The organism is Streptomyces sp. NPDC042346 (assembly GCF_055581845.1).
Window position 1 is genome coordinate 409685 of sequence record NZ_JBVJEH010000008.1, and the last position, 17109, is coordinate 426793.

Here is a 17109-nt window from a genome sequence, read left to right on the forward strand (position 1 = left end):
GGCAAACCCGGCGCGTGCCGACCAGTCGTACGTCCCCCCACCATGGCACGCGACACCGGAACCCGGCATCTCAGACAAATCTCGGCCTCTCTCGGCACATCTCCGCAAAAAGGAGAAAAGCCCCGGCCAGTGCCCCGACAGGGCACCGACCGGGGCTTGACCCCACTTCGGTTCAGGCAGCGACGACGTCTACCGCTTCCGCGGGCGCCTTGATGGTCACCCGCCCGGTGGACACACCGGCCACCGACGTCACCGACACCGAATTGAGCATCGGGCGTACCGGCGTCGGCACCGGTTCGCTCGCCGCTGCCGACTCGGCCAGTTCGGCCAGTGACAGCTCGTCGCTCACTTCACGCATGAGCTCGGACATCCGTACGTCCAGCGCGTCGCAGATCGCGGAGAGCAGCTCGGAGGAAGCCTCCTTCTGCCCCCGCTCCACCTCGGAGAGATAGCCGAGCGAGACTCGGGCGGACGAGGAGACTTCGCGCAGAGTACGGCCTTGGCGCTGGCGCTGCCGACGCAGCACGTCACCCAACAGGCGACGGAGCAGAATCATCGGTGGCTCCCTCCTCGGACCGCGTAGCCGCATCCTTCTCGCCCCACCGTACCGCCTCGCGCTGCGGCCGTGCGGGGAGCGATGTCGTGTTCACTCAGGGCTGCAAACATCAATTCCCCCCGTTGTGTTCCGTATCCTGTGCCCGCGCATTTCCCGAGAGTTCCTCATCGAGCAGTGCCAACACGCTCCGTACACTCTCTCTACGGATTTCCGCGCGGCCGCCGTTCAACCTCAACGAGACCACTTTCCCGGCCCCGGCGCCCGCTCCGGCCGGCCCCGCGACCGCCACGTAGACGGTTCCGACGGCCTGACCGTCCTGCGGTTCGGGCCCCGCGACCCCGGTCGTGGAGATCCCCCAGTCGGCGCCGAGCCGGGCCCGCACACCGGCCGCCATCTGCAGCGCGACCTCCGGGTCCACCGCTCCGCGCTCCGCGAGGAGGGCCCTGTCGACGCCGAGGAGCTCGTGCTTGAGGTCCGTGGCGTAGGCCGTGACCGATCCCCGGAAGACGGCCGATGCCCCTGGCACACCCGTGAGCTCCGCGGCCACCAGACCACCCGTGAGCGACTCCGCGGCGGCCAGTGTGTGACCACACTTCGCGAGCAGCGCCAGCACCCGGGCGGCCTCGGTCATCGCGTCGCCGCCTCCGACCGCGCGGCCGCCCGCTCCTCCGCGAGGCCTTCGCGGCGCAGGAGGATCGCCTGGCGGACGTAGTCCAGACCGGTGACGACCGTCAGCACGACGGCCACCGCCATCACCCAGAAGCGCAAGGTGGCCAGCGGACCGGTGAGCACGAGGACGTACATGCCGACCGCCGTGCCCTGCGCGAGCGTCTTCATCTTGCCGCCGCGGCTCGCCGGGATGATCCCGTGCCGGATCACCCAGAACCGCATCAGGGTGATCCCCAGCTCGCGGGCGAGAATGACCCCGGTCACCCACCAGGGCAGGTCACCCAGCAGGGAGAGGCTGATGAGACCGGCGGCCATGATCGCCTTGTCGGCGATCGGGTCGGCGATCTTCCCGAAGTCGGTGACGAGGTTGTACGCACGGGCCAGGTGTCCGTCGAAGACGTCCGTGATCATGGCCACCGCGAACGCCGCCCACGCCCAGGCGCGCCAGACGGGGTCGTGACCGCCGTCCTGGAACAGCAGCACCACGAAGGCCGGCACGAGAACGAGCCGGATCATGGTGAGGATGTTGGCGATGTTCCACAGGCTGGCCTGATTGACGGCCGCAGTGCCCAGCTTTCCGCGGGGCGCCGGCCTGCCGGTCCCGCCCGTCGCGGATGCCGGGACTCCGGTCATCTGGCTGCCTCCTCGAAAAGACACTCGGCCACCAGGTCGACGCCCTCCGTGCCGACGACCTTCGCCCTGACCATACGGCCCGGAGTCAGGTCGGGGCTCGTACCGTCGGCCGTGGTGAGGACCACCTGGCCGTCGGTCTCGGGCGCCTGGTGTGCGGCGCGGCCGATCCAGCCGTCCTCCTCGTCGACGGCTTCGACGAGTACTTCCAGGGTCTCTCCGATCCGCTCCTCCGCGCGCTGCGCGGTGAGCTCCTCGGCGAGCCGGGAGAGGTGGGCGAGGCGCTCGTCGACGACGTCCTGGTCGAGCTTGTGCTCGTACGTGGCGGCCTCGGTGCCGTCCTCGTCGGAGTAGCCGAAGACGCCGACGGCGTCGAGCCGCGCGTGGGTGACGAAGCGTTCCAGCTCGGCGAAGTCCGCCTCGGTCTCGCCGGGGAAGCCGACGATGAAGTTGGAGCGCGCACCGGCCGTCGGGGCCTTGGACCGGATGGTCTCCAGGAGCTCCAGGAAGCGGTCGGTGTCGCCGAAGCGGCGCATGGCCCGCAGCACGTCCGGGGCGCTGTGCTGGAAGGACAGGTCGAAGTAGGGCGCGACCTTCTCGGTCGAGGTGAGGACGTCGATGAGGCCGGGGCGCATCTCGGCGGGCTGGAGGTAGCTGACCCGGACGCGCTCGATGCCGTCGACGGCGGCCAGCTCGGGCAGCAGGCTCTCCAGGAGCCGGATGTCGCCGAGGTCCTTGCCGTACGAGGTGTTGTTCTCGGAGACCAGCATGACCTCCTTCACGCCCTGCTCGGCGAGCCAGCGCGTCTCGTTCAGCACGTCCGAGGGACGGCGCGAGACGAAGGAGCCGCGGAAGGACGGGATGGCGCAGAAGGAGCAGCGGCGGTCGCAGCCGGAGGCCAGCTTCACCGAGGCGACCGGGCTGGTGTCCAGGCGGCGGCGGAGCGGCGCGCGCGGCCCGGAGGCGGGCGCGAGGCCTTCGGGGAGGTCGGCCGGTGCGTCGACGGGCGCCTCGGCGGCGTCACCGTGTCCGGGCAGGGCCACGGCCGCGGCGGCCTCCTGGCGCTCCACGGGCGACAGCGGCAGCAGCTTGCGCCGGTCACGCGGGGTGTGGGCCTCGACACTGCCACCGTTGAGGATGGTCTGGAGGCGGTTGGAGATGTCGGCGTAGTCGTCGAAGCCCAGGACGCCGTCGGCCTCCGGGAGGGCCTCGGCGAGCTCCTTGCCGTAGCGCTCGGCCATGCAGCCGACGGCGACGACGGCCTGGGTCTTGCCGTGATCCTTCAGATCATTGGCTTCGAGGAGGGCGTCGACGGAGTCCTTCTTGGCGGCTTCGACGAATCCGCAGGTGTTGACGACGGCTACGTCCGCGTCCTCGGCGTTCTCGACGAGCTCCCAGCCGTCCGCTGCCAAGCGGCCTGCGAGCTCCTCCGAGTCCACCTCGTTACGGGCGCAGCCAAGAGTGACAAGGGCGACGGTACGGCGTTCGGGCATGGGCTCAAGACTACTTCGTCCCGGCCGTTCCCCCGTCGCGCAGGGTTCACCTGCGCGACAGAGGTCACATCACGGGGTCCGACGGCCCCGGGCGGATCATCCGGCCTCGGGGTCGCCCTTGGTGTAGCTGAGCCGCTCGACCTGACCGGATTCGAACTTCTCTTCGACCTTCTTGCCGTTCACGTAGAGCTCGATGGCACCGGCGTTGCCGAGGACCAGGTCGACGCGCGCGTCGTCCTGGAAGGTCTTGGACTCGCCCTCCAGGAGGAGGCCGTCGAAGAGCAGCTTCCCGTCCTCGGCCTTGGCCGAGATCCAGCTCTTGCCGTCGACGGCGGTGAGCTTGACCGTGACCTTGTCCTGCGGGACCGCGGCGATCGCGCTCTCGCTGGGCTTCGGGGCGGGCTTGACCGGCTTCGGCTTGGCGGCGGACGTCGCCTTCTCCGGCGCCGGGGCCGGACCGCCGTCGGCGGTCGTGGTGCCCTTGGGGGCCTCGTTGCCGTCGAACATCGTGAAGCCGACGAAGCCCACGACGGCGACGATCGCCGCGACCATCGCGGCGGTCCAGTTGGGCCGCCGCGGCTCGGGGCGGATACGTTCCGCCTCGAAGAGCGGGGCGGCGGGGGTCGGCGCGGGACGGCCGCCGTGGTCGGCGTCGTACTGCTCGATCAGATCGGCCGGATCGATGCCGACGGCGCGCGCGAGGGTGCGGATGTGCCCGCGGGCGTAGACGTCGCCGCCGCAGCGCGAGAAGTCGTCCTCCTCGATCGCGTGCACGATCGGGATCCGGACACGGGTGGAGGCACTGACCTCTTCGACGGTGAGACCGGCGGCGATTCGGGCCTGCTGGAGAGCGCGACCGATCGAGTCCCGGTCGTCTGCCGGGAACGTCCGGTCGTCTTCGGGGGAGTTGCCGATGGACACGAGAGCGCCTTTCGAGCGTGTAGCCACCTGCTGGACGTTCAGTCTATGGGTGGTACGAAAGGGTGGGGCAACCGGGCGGGTGCTGTTTGTACGCCATGAGGCTGGGACATCCATCTGTCCCACCGTCCAACTTGACGTACGGCCAGGGGAAACGGTTGCCCCCGTTCCCTTACGAGTGAGTCTCGGCCCGGTCTCGATCGGGTACGCCGACGCCTACCGCGTACCCGGTCCCCTCCGCCCTACGCCCCCGACTCCCCCCGGATGACCGCGAGCACCCCGTCCAGCTCGTCGGGTTTCACCAGGACGTCACGCGCCTTGGAGCCCTCGCTCGGTCCGACGATGTTCCGCGACTCCATCAGGTCCATCAGCCGGCCGGCCTTCGCGAAGCCGACGCGCAGCTTGCGCTGGAGCATCGACGTGGAGCCGAACTGCGTCGAGACGACCAGCTCGGCGGCCTGGCACAGCAGGTCGAGGTCGTCGCCGATGTCCTCGTCGATCTCCTTCTTCTGCCGGGTGCCGACGGTGACGTCCTCCCGGAAGACGGGCGTCATCTGGTCCTTGCAGTGCTGCACGACGGCCGCGACCTCGTGCTCGGTGACGAAGGCGCCCTGCATACGCGTCGGCTTGTTCGCGCCCATCGGCAGGAACAGCCCGTCGCCCTTGCCGATCAGCTTCTCGGCACCCGGCTGGTCCAGGATGACCCGGCTGTCGGCGAGCGAGGAGGTGGCGAAGGCGAGCCGCGAGGGCACGTTCGCCTTGATCAGACCGGTGACGACGTCCACGGACGGCCGCTGGGTGGCGAGGACGAGGTGGATGCCGGCGGCGCGGGCCAACTGGGTGATGCGGACGATCGAGTCCTCGACGTCCCGCGGCGCGACCATCATCAGGTCCGCGAGCTCGTCGACGATCACCAGGAGGTACGGGTAGGGGTTGAGCTCCCGCTGGCTGCCCTCGGGCAGCTTGATCTTCCCGTCCCGGATGGCCTGGTTGAAGTCGTCGATGTGCCGGAAACCGAAGGCTGCCAGGTCGTCGTAGCGGAGGTCCATCTCCTTCACCACCCACTGCAGGGCCTCGGCGGCCCGCTTGGGGTTGGTGATGATCGGGGTGATCAGGTGCGGGATGCCCTCGTAGGCGGTGAGCTCGACCCGCTTGGGGTCGACGAGCACCATCCGGACGTCCTCGGGGGTCGCTCTTATCATCACCGAGGTGATGAGGCAGTTGATGCAGGAGGACTTGCCGGAGCCGGTGGCACCGGCGACCAGGATGTGCGGCATCTTCGCCAGGTTGGCCATCACGTAGCCGCCCTCGACGTCCTTGCCGAGCGCCACCAGCATCGGGTGGTCGTCGCCCGCCGCGTCCGCGAGCCGCAGCACGTCCCCGAGGTTGACCATCTCGCGGTCGCTGTTCGGGATCTCGATGCCGACGGCGGACTTGCCGGGGATCGGCGAGATGATCCGGACGTCCGGCGAGGCCACGGCGTACGCGATGTTCTTGGTCAGGGCCGTGATCTTCTCGACCTTCACGGCGGGGCCGAGCTCGACCTCGTACCGCGTGACCGTCGGACCGCGGGTGAAGCCGGTGACGGCCGCGTCGACCTTGAACTCCGAGAAGACGTTGGAGAGCGACTCCACGACGAGGTCGTTGGCGGCGCTGCGCGTCTTGCCCGGCCCGCCGCGCTCCAGCAGGTCCATCGACGGCAGCGAGTACGTGATGTCGCCGGAGAGCTGGAGCTGCTCGGCCCGCGGCGGCAGATCGGTCGGCTCGGGCGCGGGCTTCGTCAGGTCGGGTACGCCTCCGGGCCGCTCCTCGCCACCGCGCGCCGGGGGTACGGGCGCGGCCGGGGCGACGGACCCGGAGGTCTCGGCGGAGGCGGCCAGGGCGGCGTCGCGCTCGGCGGTGACGTCCCTGGTCAGATCGGCCACGATCGGGGAGGGCGGCATGCCGTTGAGCACGGCGCCGTCGAGGGCGGCGGCCGCGGCCGCGGCGACGTCCACCGGGTCGAGGCCGTGGTCGAAGGGGTCGGGCGCGGAGCTGCGCGGGGCCCGGCCGGCGCGCCGGTCCAGGAGCTCGGCCTCGGCCCGGTCCACGTCGTACGGCTCCGCCGGGCCGGTCGCCCGGCGCCGGGCGGGACGGGCGGTCCGCGGCGCGGCCTCGCGCCAATCCTCGTCGTACCCCTCGTGCCCCTCGGAGTACCCCTCGGACTCCGCCGGGTCGTCGGCGGGTTCGACGATGCCGAGCCGGGCGCCGAGGGCGCGCAGGCGCTGCGGGATGGCGTTGACGGGGGTGGCGGTGACGACGAGCAGGCCGAAGATCGTGAGCAGGACCAGCATCGGTACGGCGAGGACCTCGCCCATCATGAAGACGAGGGGCTGGGACGCGGCCCAGCCGATGAGGCCGCCGGCGTCCTGCATGGCCTCGGTGCCGTCGCCGCGGCCCGGTGAACCGCAGGCGATGTGGACCTGGCCGAGGACGCCGATGACGAGGGCGGAGAGGCCGATGCTGATCCGGCCGTTGGCCTCGGGCTTCTCCGGATAGAGGATCAGCCGCACGGCGATGACGCCGAGAAGCAGCGGGACGAGCAGGTCGAGCCGGCCGAAGGCCCCGGTGACGAGCATCTCGACGAGGTCGCCGACCGGGCCCCGCAGATTCGACCAGGTGCCCGCGGCGACGATCAGCGCGACGCCGAGCAGCAGCAGCGCGAGCCCGTCCTTGCGGTGGGCGGGGTCGAGGCCCTTGGCGCCACGCCCTATCCCCCGGAACATCGCCCCCACCGCGTGGGCGATGCCCAGCCAGACTCCGCGGGCGAGCCGGTAGACGCCCCCGGTGGGGGACGGTGCCGGGCGGGGCGCGGCCTTCTTCGCGGCGGTCTTCCGCGCGGGCGCGCGCTTGGCGGGCGCGGCCTTCTTGGCCGTCGCCTTCTTCGCGGCGGGTTTGGCGGGCGGCTTGGCAGGAGACTTCGCTGGCGCCGCCTTCTTCGCGGCGGCCGCCGTCCGGCCGGCGCGCGGCTTTGCGGCGCCCGCCGTGCCCTGAGAACCCTTGCCGGACGTACGTGAAGCCATGATGCTGAGGTTACCGGTGAGGGGACGGGCTGTCCGCTCTCACCCGCCGGTAAGCGGACGGGTGTCCGGCTCACTCGATCGTGTCAACCGTGCCGGGGCGCGGAGCTGACGCCGGGTCACGGCGCCCCACTCCGCGTGACGGTACGTCAGGTCTGGGCGGGCAGCGTCGGCGCGGCGCCCGTACCCGGCTCCAGGGCGTCCAGGGCGCGCCGCAGGCCCGTGAGCTTGCGCTCCAGGTGCGCGGCGGTCGCGACGGCCGCCGCGTCGGCGGAGTCGTCGTCGAGCTGCTTCGACAGCGCCTCAGCCTGCTCCTCGACGGCGGCGAGACGCGCGGAGAGCTCGGCGAGCAGCCCGGCGGACTCCTTGCCGTGACCGCCCTCGGCGCCGCCCTCCAACTGCAGCCGCAGCAGGGCGGCCTGCTCGCGCAGCTTGCAGTTCTTCATGTAGAGCTCGACGAAGACCGAGACCTTGGCGCGCAGCACCCACGGGTCGAAGGGCTTCGAGATGTAGTCGACCGCCCCGGCCGCGTACCCCCGGAAGGTGTGGTGGGGGCCGTGGTTGATGGCGGTGAGGAAGATGATCGGGATGTCCCGGGTCCGCTCGCGCCGCTTGATGTGCGCGGCCGTCTCGAAACCGTCCATGCCCGGCATCTGCACGTCCAGCAGGATGACCGCGAAGTCGTCCGTCAGCAGCGCCTTGAGCGCTTCCTCCCCGGACGATGCCCGCACCAGCGTCTGATCGAGCGCGGAGAGAATGGCCTCCAGCGCCAGCAGATTCTCCGGCCGGTCATCGACCAGGAGGATCTTGGCCTTCTGCACCATGCCCCGTCCTCCTCGTCCCGGCAACGGCTCTCCCCGGCTCCCGTAACCGGGGGAAGCACCGGGCGCCGCCCCAGAAGACGACTCCCTAGCGCCGTCCGTCCTTGTGCCGGTCATCGTAGCCGCACCCCGCCCGTCGCCACACCCTGTCACCGCGATGTCACTGTGCACGTAGCAGAAACGCGGTGGGAGACCAGAAGGTTCCCCGTATCCCGCCCTCTCACACCCCGGTGGCGACAGTCCGTCAGCGGAGCCCCGGGGGCCCGCGCGGCACTCCGCGCGGACCCCCGGCACGGAGTCACTCCCCCCGCATCCACTGCTCCATGACGGACAGCAGGTGGTCGGGGTCGACCGGCTTCGTCACATAGTCCGACGCACCCGACTCGATCGCCTTCTCCCGGTCGCCCTTCATGGCCTTCGCCGTCAGAGCGATGATCGGCAGCCCGGCGAACTGCGGCATCCGCCGGATCGCGGTCGTCGTCGCGTACCCGTCCATCTCCGGCATCATGATGTCCATCAGGACGACCGTCACGTCGTCGTGCTGCTCCAGGACTTCGATGCCCTCGCGCCCGTTCTCCGCGTACAGCACCGCGAGCCCGTGCTGCTCCAGGACGCTCGTGAGCGCGAAGACGTTACGGATGTCGTCGTCCACGATGAGCACCTTCTCGCCCGAGAAGCCGAAGGTACGACGCGGCACGACCTCCGCCTCCGGCTCCCCCCGGTCCACGGCGCCCGGCTGACCGAACTGCCCCGGCACCGCGGTCCGCGCCCCGGTCGCCTCCGCTGCGGCCTTCCGCCGGTGCCGGAACAGCGCCCCGGCCCCCGACCGCGCCTCGGTCCGTACGGGCGGCGGCGGGAAGTGCGGGAAGGCGTGGACGGCCCCGGCCGCCCCCTCCCCGGCACCCTGCTGCGGATCCTCGGCGTCCGCCGCCCCCTGCCCGTACCCGTGCGACGGCAGCTCCGTCGGGCTCAGCGGCAGATAGAGCGTGAACGTCGAACCCCGGCCCGGCTCGCTCGCCGCGAAGATCTCGCCGCCGAGCAGCCGCGCGATCTCCCGGCTGATCGAGAGCCCGAGACCCGTACCGCCGTACTTCCGGCTGGTCGTCCCGTCGGCCTGCTTGAACGCCTCGAAGATGACCCGCATCTTGCTCGCCGCGATCCCGATCCCGGTGTCCGTGACCGAGAACGCGATGAGATCGGCCTCCGGATCGCGCAGCGAACCGGCCTCCAGGAGCTGCTCGCGGATCGACTGCGGCACGTCCGCGTTCGCCGGCCGGATCACCAGCTCCACCGCGCCCGAGTCGGTGAACTTCACCGCGTTGGAGAGGAGGTTGCGCAGCACCTGGAGCAGCCGCTGCTCGTCGGTGTGGAGCGTGGCCGGCAGCTCGGGCGAGACCCGCACCGAGAAGTCGAGCCCCTTCTCCGCCGTGAGCGGCCGGAAGGTGGCCTCCACGTAGTCGACGAGCTGCACGAGCGCGATCCGCGTCGGCGACACGTCCATCTTGCCCGCCTCGACCTTGGACAGGTCGAGGATGTCGTTGATCAGCTGGAGCAGGTCCGAACCGGCGCCGTGGATGGTCTCCGCGAACTCGACCTGCTTCGGCGTCAGATTGGTCTCGGCGTTGTCCGCGAGCAACTTGGCCAGGATCAGCAGCGAGTTGAGCGGGGTGCGCAGCTCGTGCGACATGTTCGCCAGGAACTCGGACTTGTACCGCATGGAGACGGCGAGCTGTTCGGCCCGCTCCTCCAGGACCTGCCGGGCCTCCTCGATCTCGGTGTTCTTCACCTCGATGTCGCGGTTCTGCCGGGCGAGCAGCTCGGCCTTCTCCTCCAGCTCCAGGTTGGAGCCCTGGAGCTCCTTCTGACGGTGTTCCAGCTCGGCCGAGCGCTCCTTGAGCTGCTCCGTGAGCTCCTGCGACTGCTGGAGCAGCACCTCCGTCTTGGTGTTGACGCTGATGGTGTTGACGGTGGTCGCGATCAGCTCGGCGATCTGGTTGAGGAAGTCCCGCTGGATCTGCGCGAACGGCTGGAACGAGGCCAGCTCGATCACGCCGAGCACCTTCCCCTCGAAGAGCACCGGCAGCACGATCACATGCGCGGGCGAGGCCTCCCCGAGCCCCGAGGAGATCTTCAGATAGCCCGGCGGCACGTTGACCTGGATGGTCCGCTTCTCCTCGGCGGCCGTCCCGATGAGCGTCTCCCCGGGCCGGAACGAGGTCGGCATGGAACCGGTGGAGTACCCGTAACTCCCGCGCATCCGGAGCTCGTACGCGCCGTCGCCCCCACCGACGAGTTCGGCGTCGCTGTGGGCGGAGCCCGTCGGCATGGCCACGAAGAAGGCGCCGTGCTGGGCCGAGACCACCGGCGTCAGCTCGCTCATGATGAGCGAGGCCACGTCGTCGAGGTCCCGGCGGCCCTGCATGAGGCCGGAGATACGGGCCAGGTTGCTCTTGAGCCAGTCCTGCTCGTCGTTGGCGATCGTGGTGTCGCGCAGGTTCGCGATCATCGTGTTGATGTTGTCCTGGAGCGCCTGGATCTCGCCGGCCGCGTCCACACCGTCGATCTTGACGTTGAGGTCGCCGCGGGTCACCGCGGTGGCGACGGCCGCGATGGCCCGCACCTGCCGCGTGAGGTTCCCGGCCATCTCGTTCACGGACTCCGTGAGATCGCTCCAGGTGCCCTCCACGTCCCGCACCCGGGCCTGACCGCCCAGCTGGCCGTCGGTGCCCACCTCGCGGGCCACGCGGGTGACCTCCTCGGCGAAGTTCGACAGCTGGTCGACCATCGTGTTGATGGTGTTCTTCAGCTCCTGGATCTCACCGCGCGCGTCGATGTCGATCTTCTTGGTCAGGTCGCCCTTGGCGATGGCGGTGGTGACGGCGGCGATCTGCCGCACCTGACCGGTGAGGTTGTCGGCCATCGAGTTCACCGACTCGGTGAGGTCCTTCCAGGTCCCGGAGACACCCGGCACCCGGGCCTGACCGCCCAGTTCGCCCTCCGTGCCCACCTCGCGGGCCACCCGCGTGACCTCGTCCGCGAAGGACGACAGGGTCGTCACCATCGTGTTGACCGTCTCGGCGAGCTCGGCGACCTCGCCCCGCGCCTCGACCGTCACCTTCTTCGTCAGATCGCCGTTGGCGACGGCCGCGGAGACCCGGGAGATGTTCCGCACCTGACTCGTCAGGTTGTTGGCCATCAGGTTGACGTTGTCGCTGAGGTCCTTCCACGTACCGGTGACCCCGCGCACCCGCGCCTGGCCGCCGAGGATGCCCTCCGTACCCACCTCACGGGCCACCCGCGTGACCTCGTCCGCGAAGTTCGACAGCTGGTCGACCATCGTGTTGACGGTCGTGACCAGCTCCAGGATCTCGCCCCGGGCGTCGACCGTGATCTTCTTGGAGAGGTCGCCCATGGCGACCGCCGTCGTGACCTCGGCGATGTTGCGCACCTGAATCGTCAGGTTGTTCGCCATGAAGTTCACCGACTGGGTGAGGTCCTTCCAGGTGCCGGAGACCCCCTGCACCTCGGCCTGACCGCCCAGGATCCCCTCGGTGCCCACCTCGCGGGCCACCCGGGTCACCTGCTCGGCGAAGTTCGAGAGCTGGTCCACCATCGTGTTGAGGGTGTTCTTCAGCTCAAGGATCTCGCCCCGCGCGTCCACGTCGATCTTCTGCGACAGGTCACCCCGGGCGACCGCAGTGGCGACCTGCGCGATGTTACGGACCTGGGTCGTCAGGTTCCCGGCCATGCCGTTCACCGAGTCCGTCAGATCACGCCACACACCGGCCACGCCCGGCACCTGCGCCTGCCCGCCGAGACGCCCGTCGGTACCCACCTCACGGGCCACCCGGGTCACCTGGTCGGCGAAGGCGGAGAGCTGATCGACCATCGTGTTGATGGTGTTCTTCAGCTCAAGGATCTCGCCCCGCGCGTCCACGTCGATCTTCTGCGACAGATCGCCGCGGGCGACGGCAGTCGTCACCTGGGCAATCTGCCGCACCTGCGACGTCAGGTTGCCGGCCATGAAGTTCACGGAGTCCGTGAGCTCGCGCCAGCGGCCGGAGACCCCGTCCACCCGCGCCTGACCGCCGAGCCGGCCCTCCGTACCCACGTCCCGCGCCATCCGCGTCACCTGGTCGGCGAAGGACGAGAGCTGCGACACCATGGTGTTGACGGTGTTCTTCAGTTCAAGCATCTCGCCGGCCACGTCCACGGTGACCTTCTGCGACAGGTCACCGTTGGCAACAGCCGTCGTCACCTGCGCGATGTCCCGCACCTGACCCGTCAGGTTCCGGAAGGCAGTGTTCACCGAGTCGGTGAGGTCCTTCCACGTCCCCGCAGCGCCCGGCACCTCGGCCTGACCGCCGAGCAGACCCTCGACGCCGACCTCCCGGGCCACCCGGGTCACCTCGGAACCGAAGGCCGACAGCTGGTCGACCATCGTGTTGACGGTGTTCTTCAGCTCAAGCATCTCGCCGGCCACGTCCACGGTGACCTTCTGCGACAGGTCACCGTTGGCCACCGCCGTCGTCACCTGCGCGATGTCCCGCACCTGCGTGGTGATGTTCCGGAAGACGGTGTTGACCGAGTCCGTGAGGTCCTTCCACGTCCCCGCCGCGCCCGGCACCTGCGCCTGACCACCGAGCAGACCCTGCGCGCCGACCTCGCCCGACACCCGGGTCACCTCGTCGGCGAACGTCCGCAGCGTCTCGGTCATCTGGTTGATCGTGTCCGCGAGCTGCGCGATCTCACCGCGCGCGGAGACCCGCACCTTCTGCGACAGATCACCGTTGGCGACCGCGGTCGTCACCTCGGCGATCCCTCTCACCTGATTGGTGAGATTTCCCGCCATCGTGTTGACGGAATCGGTGAGGTCCTTCCAGACACCCGCGACCCCGGCCACCTCGGCCTGACCGCCGAGCTCGCCCTCCGTACCCACCTCACGGGCGACCCGGGTCACCTCGGAGGAGAACGACGACAGCTGGTCCACCATCCGGTTGACGGTGTTCTTCAGCTCCAGCATCTCGCCGGCGACGTTCGCCGTGACCTTCTGCGACAGGTCGCCGTCCGCCACCGCCGTCGTCACCAGCGCGATGTCCCGCACCTGCGCCGTCAGCCGGTTCGCCATGGTGTTGACCGAGTCCGTGAGGTCCTTCCACGAACCGGACACCCCACGCACCTGCGCCTGCCCGCCCAGCTTGCCGTCCGTTCCCACCTCGACGGCGACCCTCGTCACCTCGGAGGCGAACACCGACAGCTGGTCCACGAGGTTGTTCGCGGTACGCGCGACCTTCAGGAACTCCCCGCGCAGCGGCCGTACGGCTCCGTCGGCACCCTCCGAACGCAGGTCCATCCGCTGGTCGAGATCACCCTCGGCCACCGCCGACAGGACCCGCCCCACCTCGGACACCGGCCGGGCCAGATCGTCGACCAGCGCGTTCGCGGCCTCGATCGCCGCGGCCCACGCCCCCTCCGTCGCCCCCGCCTCGAGCCGCTCGGACAGCTTGCCCTCACGGCCGACCACCCGCCGGACCCGCGACAGCTCCCCCGTCACGTGCATCTGCCGGTCCGCGACCTCGTTGAACACGGCGGAGATCTCCGCCATGACCCCGTCACCGGAGACCGTCAGCCGTTTACGGAAGTTCCCGTCCCGCATCGACACCAACGCGGCCAGCAACCGCTCCAGCGCCGCCGCGTCCACTTGCACCGTCCCCCCACGGGAACGTCCGCCCCTCGCGCGCGTACCGCTGCCGCCACGCCGCGCCGCCGTGCCAGACTCCACCGTGTCCCTCCCGAAAGGGGTCGACCGAACACTTCCGGCTCTCGCCGATAGCCTGCCCAGTGTTTCACCGCGACCGTACAAGGCGATAACAGTTCGGCAGCTTCGCACAGCGTCCCCACCCCTGGCGGGCGGAAACTGTGACGACCGGCATCCGCGCGGACAGCGAAGGTAAGTAACCTGGCATCCGACTGTCCCACCACCCCGGTCCGCCCGGCGGGGACGGTGTGGTGCGCGCACGACCACCGGGCAGTGGGAGGGGCATACCGAGCATGGCAGAGCCGGGCGTCGAAACGCGTACGAGGAGTGCTGTGATCACCGCGCGGGCGACTGCCAGCTTCGAGCCCGTCGGGCGGTCCGTCGCGGCCGCCCGCGCGTTCGTCAGGGACACCCTCCAGGGCTGGGGACACTCCGAACTCGTCGACGACGCCGTCGTCCTCACCAGCGAGCTCGTCACCAACGCCGTGATCCACGCGGGCACCTCCGCCGAGGTCCTCTGCCTCCGCTCCGAGGACAGCATCCGCGTCGAGGTCGCCGACCGCTACCCCGAGCGCGAGATCCCCGTCCAGGGCGGCCGCACCCTCGGCAGCCCCGACCGCGAGAACGGCCGGGGCCTGCTGCTCTGCGCCGCCCTCGCCCACCGCTGGGGCGTCGACTACTCCCCCACCCGCAAGCACGTCTGGTTCCATCTCGACCTCCCGCAGCGCCCGGTCGGCACCCGCTCCGCCGGCCCCGTCCTCCCCGACGCCCTCCTCCCGGCCGCCGAGAGCCGCGTCCGCGTCGCCGTCGCCCAGATCGACCGCGGCGGCGCCGTCACCGCGTGGAACGAGGACGCCGCGGAGCTCTTCGGCTACGAGGCCGACCAGGTCACCGGCAAGCCCCTCGGCGACCTCGCCGCCTGGCCGCACACCCCCGGCATCGGCACCGGCCTCGCCGAGGCCCTGCGCCTCTCCCGCTGGGAGGGCAGCTACGGCATCCGCTGCGCCGACGGCCGCGTCGTCCCCGTCTACGCCTCGCACCTCCGGGTCCGCGACTCCCAGGGCGAACCCTCCACCGTCTGCCTCCTCGTACGGGAACACGAGCGGGCGGTCATCCAGACCCCGCAGCGCCCCGCCGCCGAACCGGGCTCCGAGAGCCGCGCCACCGACCCCTTCGAGGTCTTCATCGGCTCCCCGGCCCCCGACGACCTCGACGGCCTCCTCCAGCGCACGGTCGAACGCGCCCGCGACATGCTCGACGGCGACGCCGCCTTCCTCCTCCTCGCCACCGACGACGAGACCGAACTCGAAGTACGGGCGACCACCGGCCTCCCGGCCGCCCGCCAGCGCTTCGCCCGCGTCCCCGTCGAGACCGGCGCCAGCCGTTACGGCTCCGCCCGCATGCCCGCCGTCCACGAGGACCTGGCGGCCGTCCCCGGCGCCGTCCCCCTCCTCGAAGGCACCGGCATGCGCTCGGTGGTCACCGTCCCGCTCAAGGTCGAGGGCCGGCTCACCGGCTCCCTGGGCGTGGCCGCCGAATCCGCGAACCGCTACTCCAACGAGGAGGCCCTCCGCCTCCAGTTCGCCGCCGACCGCATCGCCCTCGCGGTCGAGTCGGCCCGCCTCGGCGAGCTCGAACGCCTCCGCCGCGGCTCCCTCAGCTTCCTCGTCGAGGCCTCCGACCTCCTCGCCGGCACCTTGGACCGCGACCAGACCCTGGCCCTGATGGCCCAGATGACGGTCCCGACCCTCGCCACCTGGTGCGCGGTCTACACGATCGCCGACCAGGCCTCCGACCCGTACCTCTCGTACGTGCTCCACGAGGACGAGGACCGCATCGACGGCCTCAAGGACCTGCTCTCCTCGATCGCCCCGCCCGACCCGGTGCCCACACCCGGCGCCCGCGTCTGGACGGCCCCCGGCGACGCCGCGCACCGAGCGGCGCTCAGCGCCTCGGTCCGCGCCCTCGACCACCCCACGAGCCCGCTCTCCTCCGGCATCGACACCACCCTGGCCACCGCGAGCGCGGTCGCCGGCGAGACGGTCGTCCTGCCCCTGGTCGCCCGCAACCGGGTCATCGGCATGCTGACCCTGGGCCGCCCTTCCGAGGACCACTTCCGCCAGGAGATCCTGGAGCTCGCCGAGGACCTCTCGCGCCGGGCCGCCCTGGCCCTGGACAACGCCCGGCTGTACTCGGAGCGCGTGGCGATCAGCCAGTCCCTCCAGCGCAGCCTCCTCCCGCCCGGCCTCCCGGTGATCCCCGGCGTCGAGGTCGACGTCATCTACCGAGCGGCCGGCGAGGGCAACGAGGTCGGGGGCGACTTCTACGACCTCTTCCCGATCCGCGACGGCGCGTACGGATTCGCCATCGGCGACGTCTGCGGTACGGGCCCGGAGGCCGCGGCCGTCACCGGCCTGGCCCGCCACGCCCTGCGTCTCCTGGCCCGCGAGGGCTTCGGCGGCCCGGCCGTCCTGGAGCGGCTCAACGCCGCGATCCTCGACGAGGGCGCCCGCAGCCGCTTCCTCACCCTGCTCTACGGCGAGATGCGCCCGCAGGAGGACGGCTCCGCGATCCTCAAGGTCGTCTGCGCCGGCCACCCCTTGCCCCTGCGCCTCCGCCAGGACGGCACGGTCCAGCCGGCCGCCGAGCCCCAGCCGCTCCTCGGCGTCATGGAGGACCTGGAGCTGTACGAGCAGACGATCACCCTCGACCCGGGCGACGTCCTCCTCTGCGTCACGGACGGCGTGACCGAGCGCCGCGAAGGCACCCGCATGCTGGGCGACGACGGTCTCACCGAAGTCCTCAAGACGTGTACGGGCCTGACGGCCGGCGCGGTCGCCGCCCGTGTCCTCCGCGCGGTCGAGCGCTTCGCCCAGGCCCCCGCCTCCGACGACATGGCCATCCTGGCGATGCGCCTGCGAGAGCCGGATCTCCACTGATCCACCAAGGCGGCCCCGAAAGGGGCCGCCTCTCCTCCGTGCTTTCCACGGCAACGCAAAAAAGGCCCCGCCAATGGCGGGGCCTTTCTTCTTGGAGCCCTTTAACGGAATCGAACCGTTGACCTTCTCCTTACCATGGAGACGCTCTACCGACTGAGCTAAAAGGGCGGGTTGTTCGGCGGCGTCCTACTCTCCCACAGGGTCCCCCCTGCAGTACCATCGGCGCTGAAAGGCTTAGCTTCCGGGTTCGGAATGTAACCGGGCGT

9 protein-coding genes, 1 tRNA gene and 1 rRNA gene are annotated in these 17109 nt (G+C 70.6%); 1 reads left to right on the top strand and 10 read right to left on the bottom strand.

The annotated features are described in order from the left end of the window. Positions 1-172 precede the first annotated feature (172 nt). From ACZ6K0_RS29840 to ACZ6K0_RS29875, 8 genes are all read right to left on the bottom strand, one after another. Positions 173-556 carry a helix-turn-helix domain-containing protein gene (locus ACZ6K0_RS29840; RefSeq protein ID WP_056648474.1) on the bottom strand — a complete coding sequence of 128 codons (384 nt, stop codon included), beginning with the start codon at positions 554-556 and terminating at the stop codon, positions 173-175. Positions 557-665: 109 nt separating this feature from the next. After that, the gene (locus tag ACZ6K0_RS29845) at positions 666-1187 is read right to left on the bottom strand and encodes a CinA family protein (RefSeq protein WP_469232691.1); all 522 of its coding nucleotides are present in this window, start codon (positions 1185-1187) and stop codon (positions 666-668) included. Then, entirely contained in the window at positions 1184-1858 is a 675-nt protein-coding gene (pgsA, locus tag ACZ6K0_RS29850; RefSeq protein WP_469232689.1) for a CDP-diacylglycerol--glycerol-3-phosphate 3-phosphatidyltransferase, read from the bottom strand. The genes ACZ6K0_RS29845 and pgsA overlap by 4 nt, the downstream gene beginning before the upstream one ends. Continuing rightward, positions 1855-3348 carry a 30S ribosomal protein S12 methylthiotransferase RimO gene (rimO, locus tag ACZ6K0_RS29855; RefSeq protein WP_376401407.1) on the bottom strand — a complete coding sequence of 498 codons (1494 nt, stop codon included), beginning with the start codon at positions 3346-3348 and terminating at the stop codon, positions 1855-1857. Before rimO ends, pgsA begins: the two co-directional genes overlap by 4 nt. Positions 3349-3444: 96 nt before the next feature. Beyond that, positions 3445-4269 (bottom strand): helix-turn-helix domain-containing protein, encoded by an 825-nt coding sequence (locus ACZ6K0_RS29860; RefSeq protein WP_376401409.1) that lies wholly within the window; start codon positions 4267-4269, stop codon positions 3445-3447. A gap of 239 nt (positions 4270-4508) precedes the next feature. Next, complete coding sequence (locus ACZ6K0_RS29865; protein ID WP_469232686.1) at positions 4509-7328, bottom strand: DNA translocase FtsK; 2820 nt, start codon at positions 7326-7328, stop codon at positions 4509-4511. Between the two features lie 146 nt (positions 7329-7474). Beyond that, positions 7475-8149: a response regulator gene (locus tag ACZ6K0_RS29870; RefSeq protein ID WP_376401414.1), complete on the bottom strand. Its 675-nt coding sequence runs from the start codon at positions 8147-8149 to the stop codon at positions 7475-7477. A 295-nt stretch (positions 8150-8444) separates the two neighbouring features. Then, entirely contained in the window at positions 8445-13928 is a 5484-nt protein-coding gene (locus tag ACZ6K0_RS29875; protein WP_469232684.1) for a HAMP domain-containing protein, read from the bottom strand. A gap of 269 nt (positions 13929-14197) precedes the next feature. Between ACZ6K0_RS29875 and ACZ6K0_RS29880 the strand changes: the two genes are divergently transcribed. Further along, positions 14198-16843 (top strand): SpoIIE family protein phosphatase, encoded by a 2646-nt coding sequence (locus ACZ6K0_RS29880; protein ID WP_376401420.1) that lies wholly within the window; start codon positions 14198-14200, stop codon positions 16841-16843. Between the two features lie 92 nt (positions 16844-16935). Here ACZ6K0_RS29880 and ACZ6K0_RS29885 read toward each other — a convergent pair. Next, positions 16936-17011 (bottom strand) — tRNA-Thr (locus ACZ6K0_RS29885). Between the two features lie 5 nt (positions 17012-17016). Further along, positions 17017-17109, bottom strand: a 5S ribosomal RNA gene (rrf, locus tag ACZ6K0_RS29890); the annotation flags it as partial.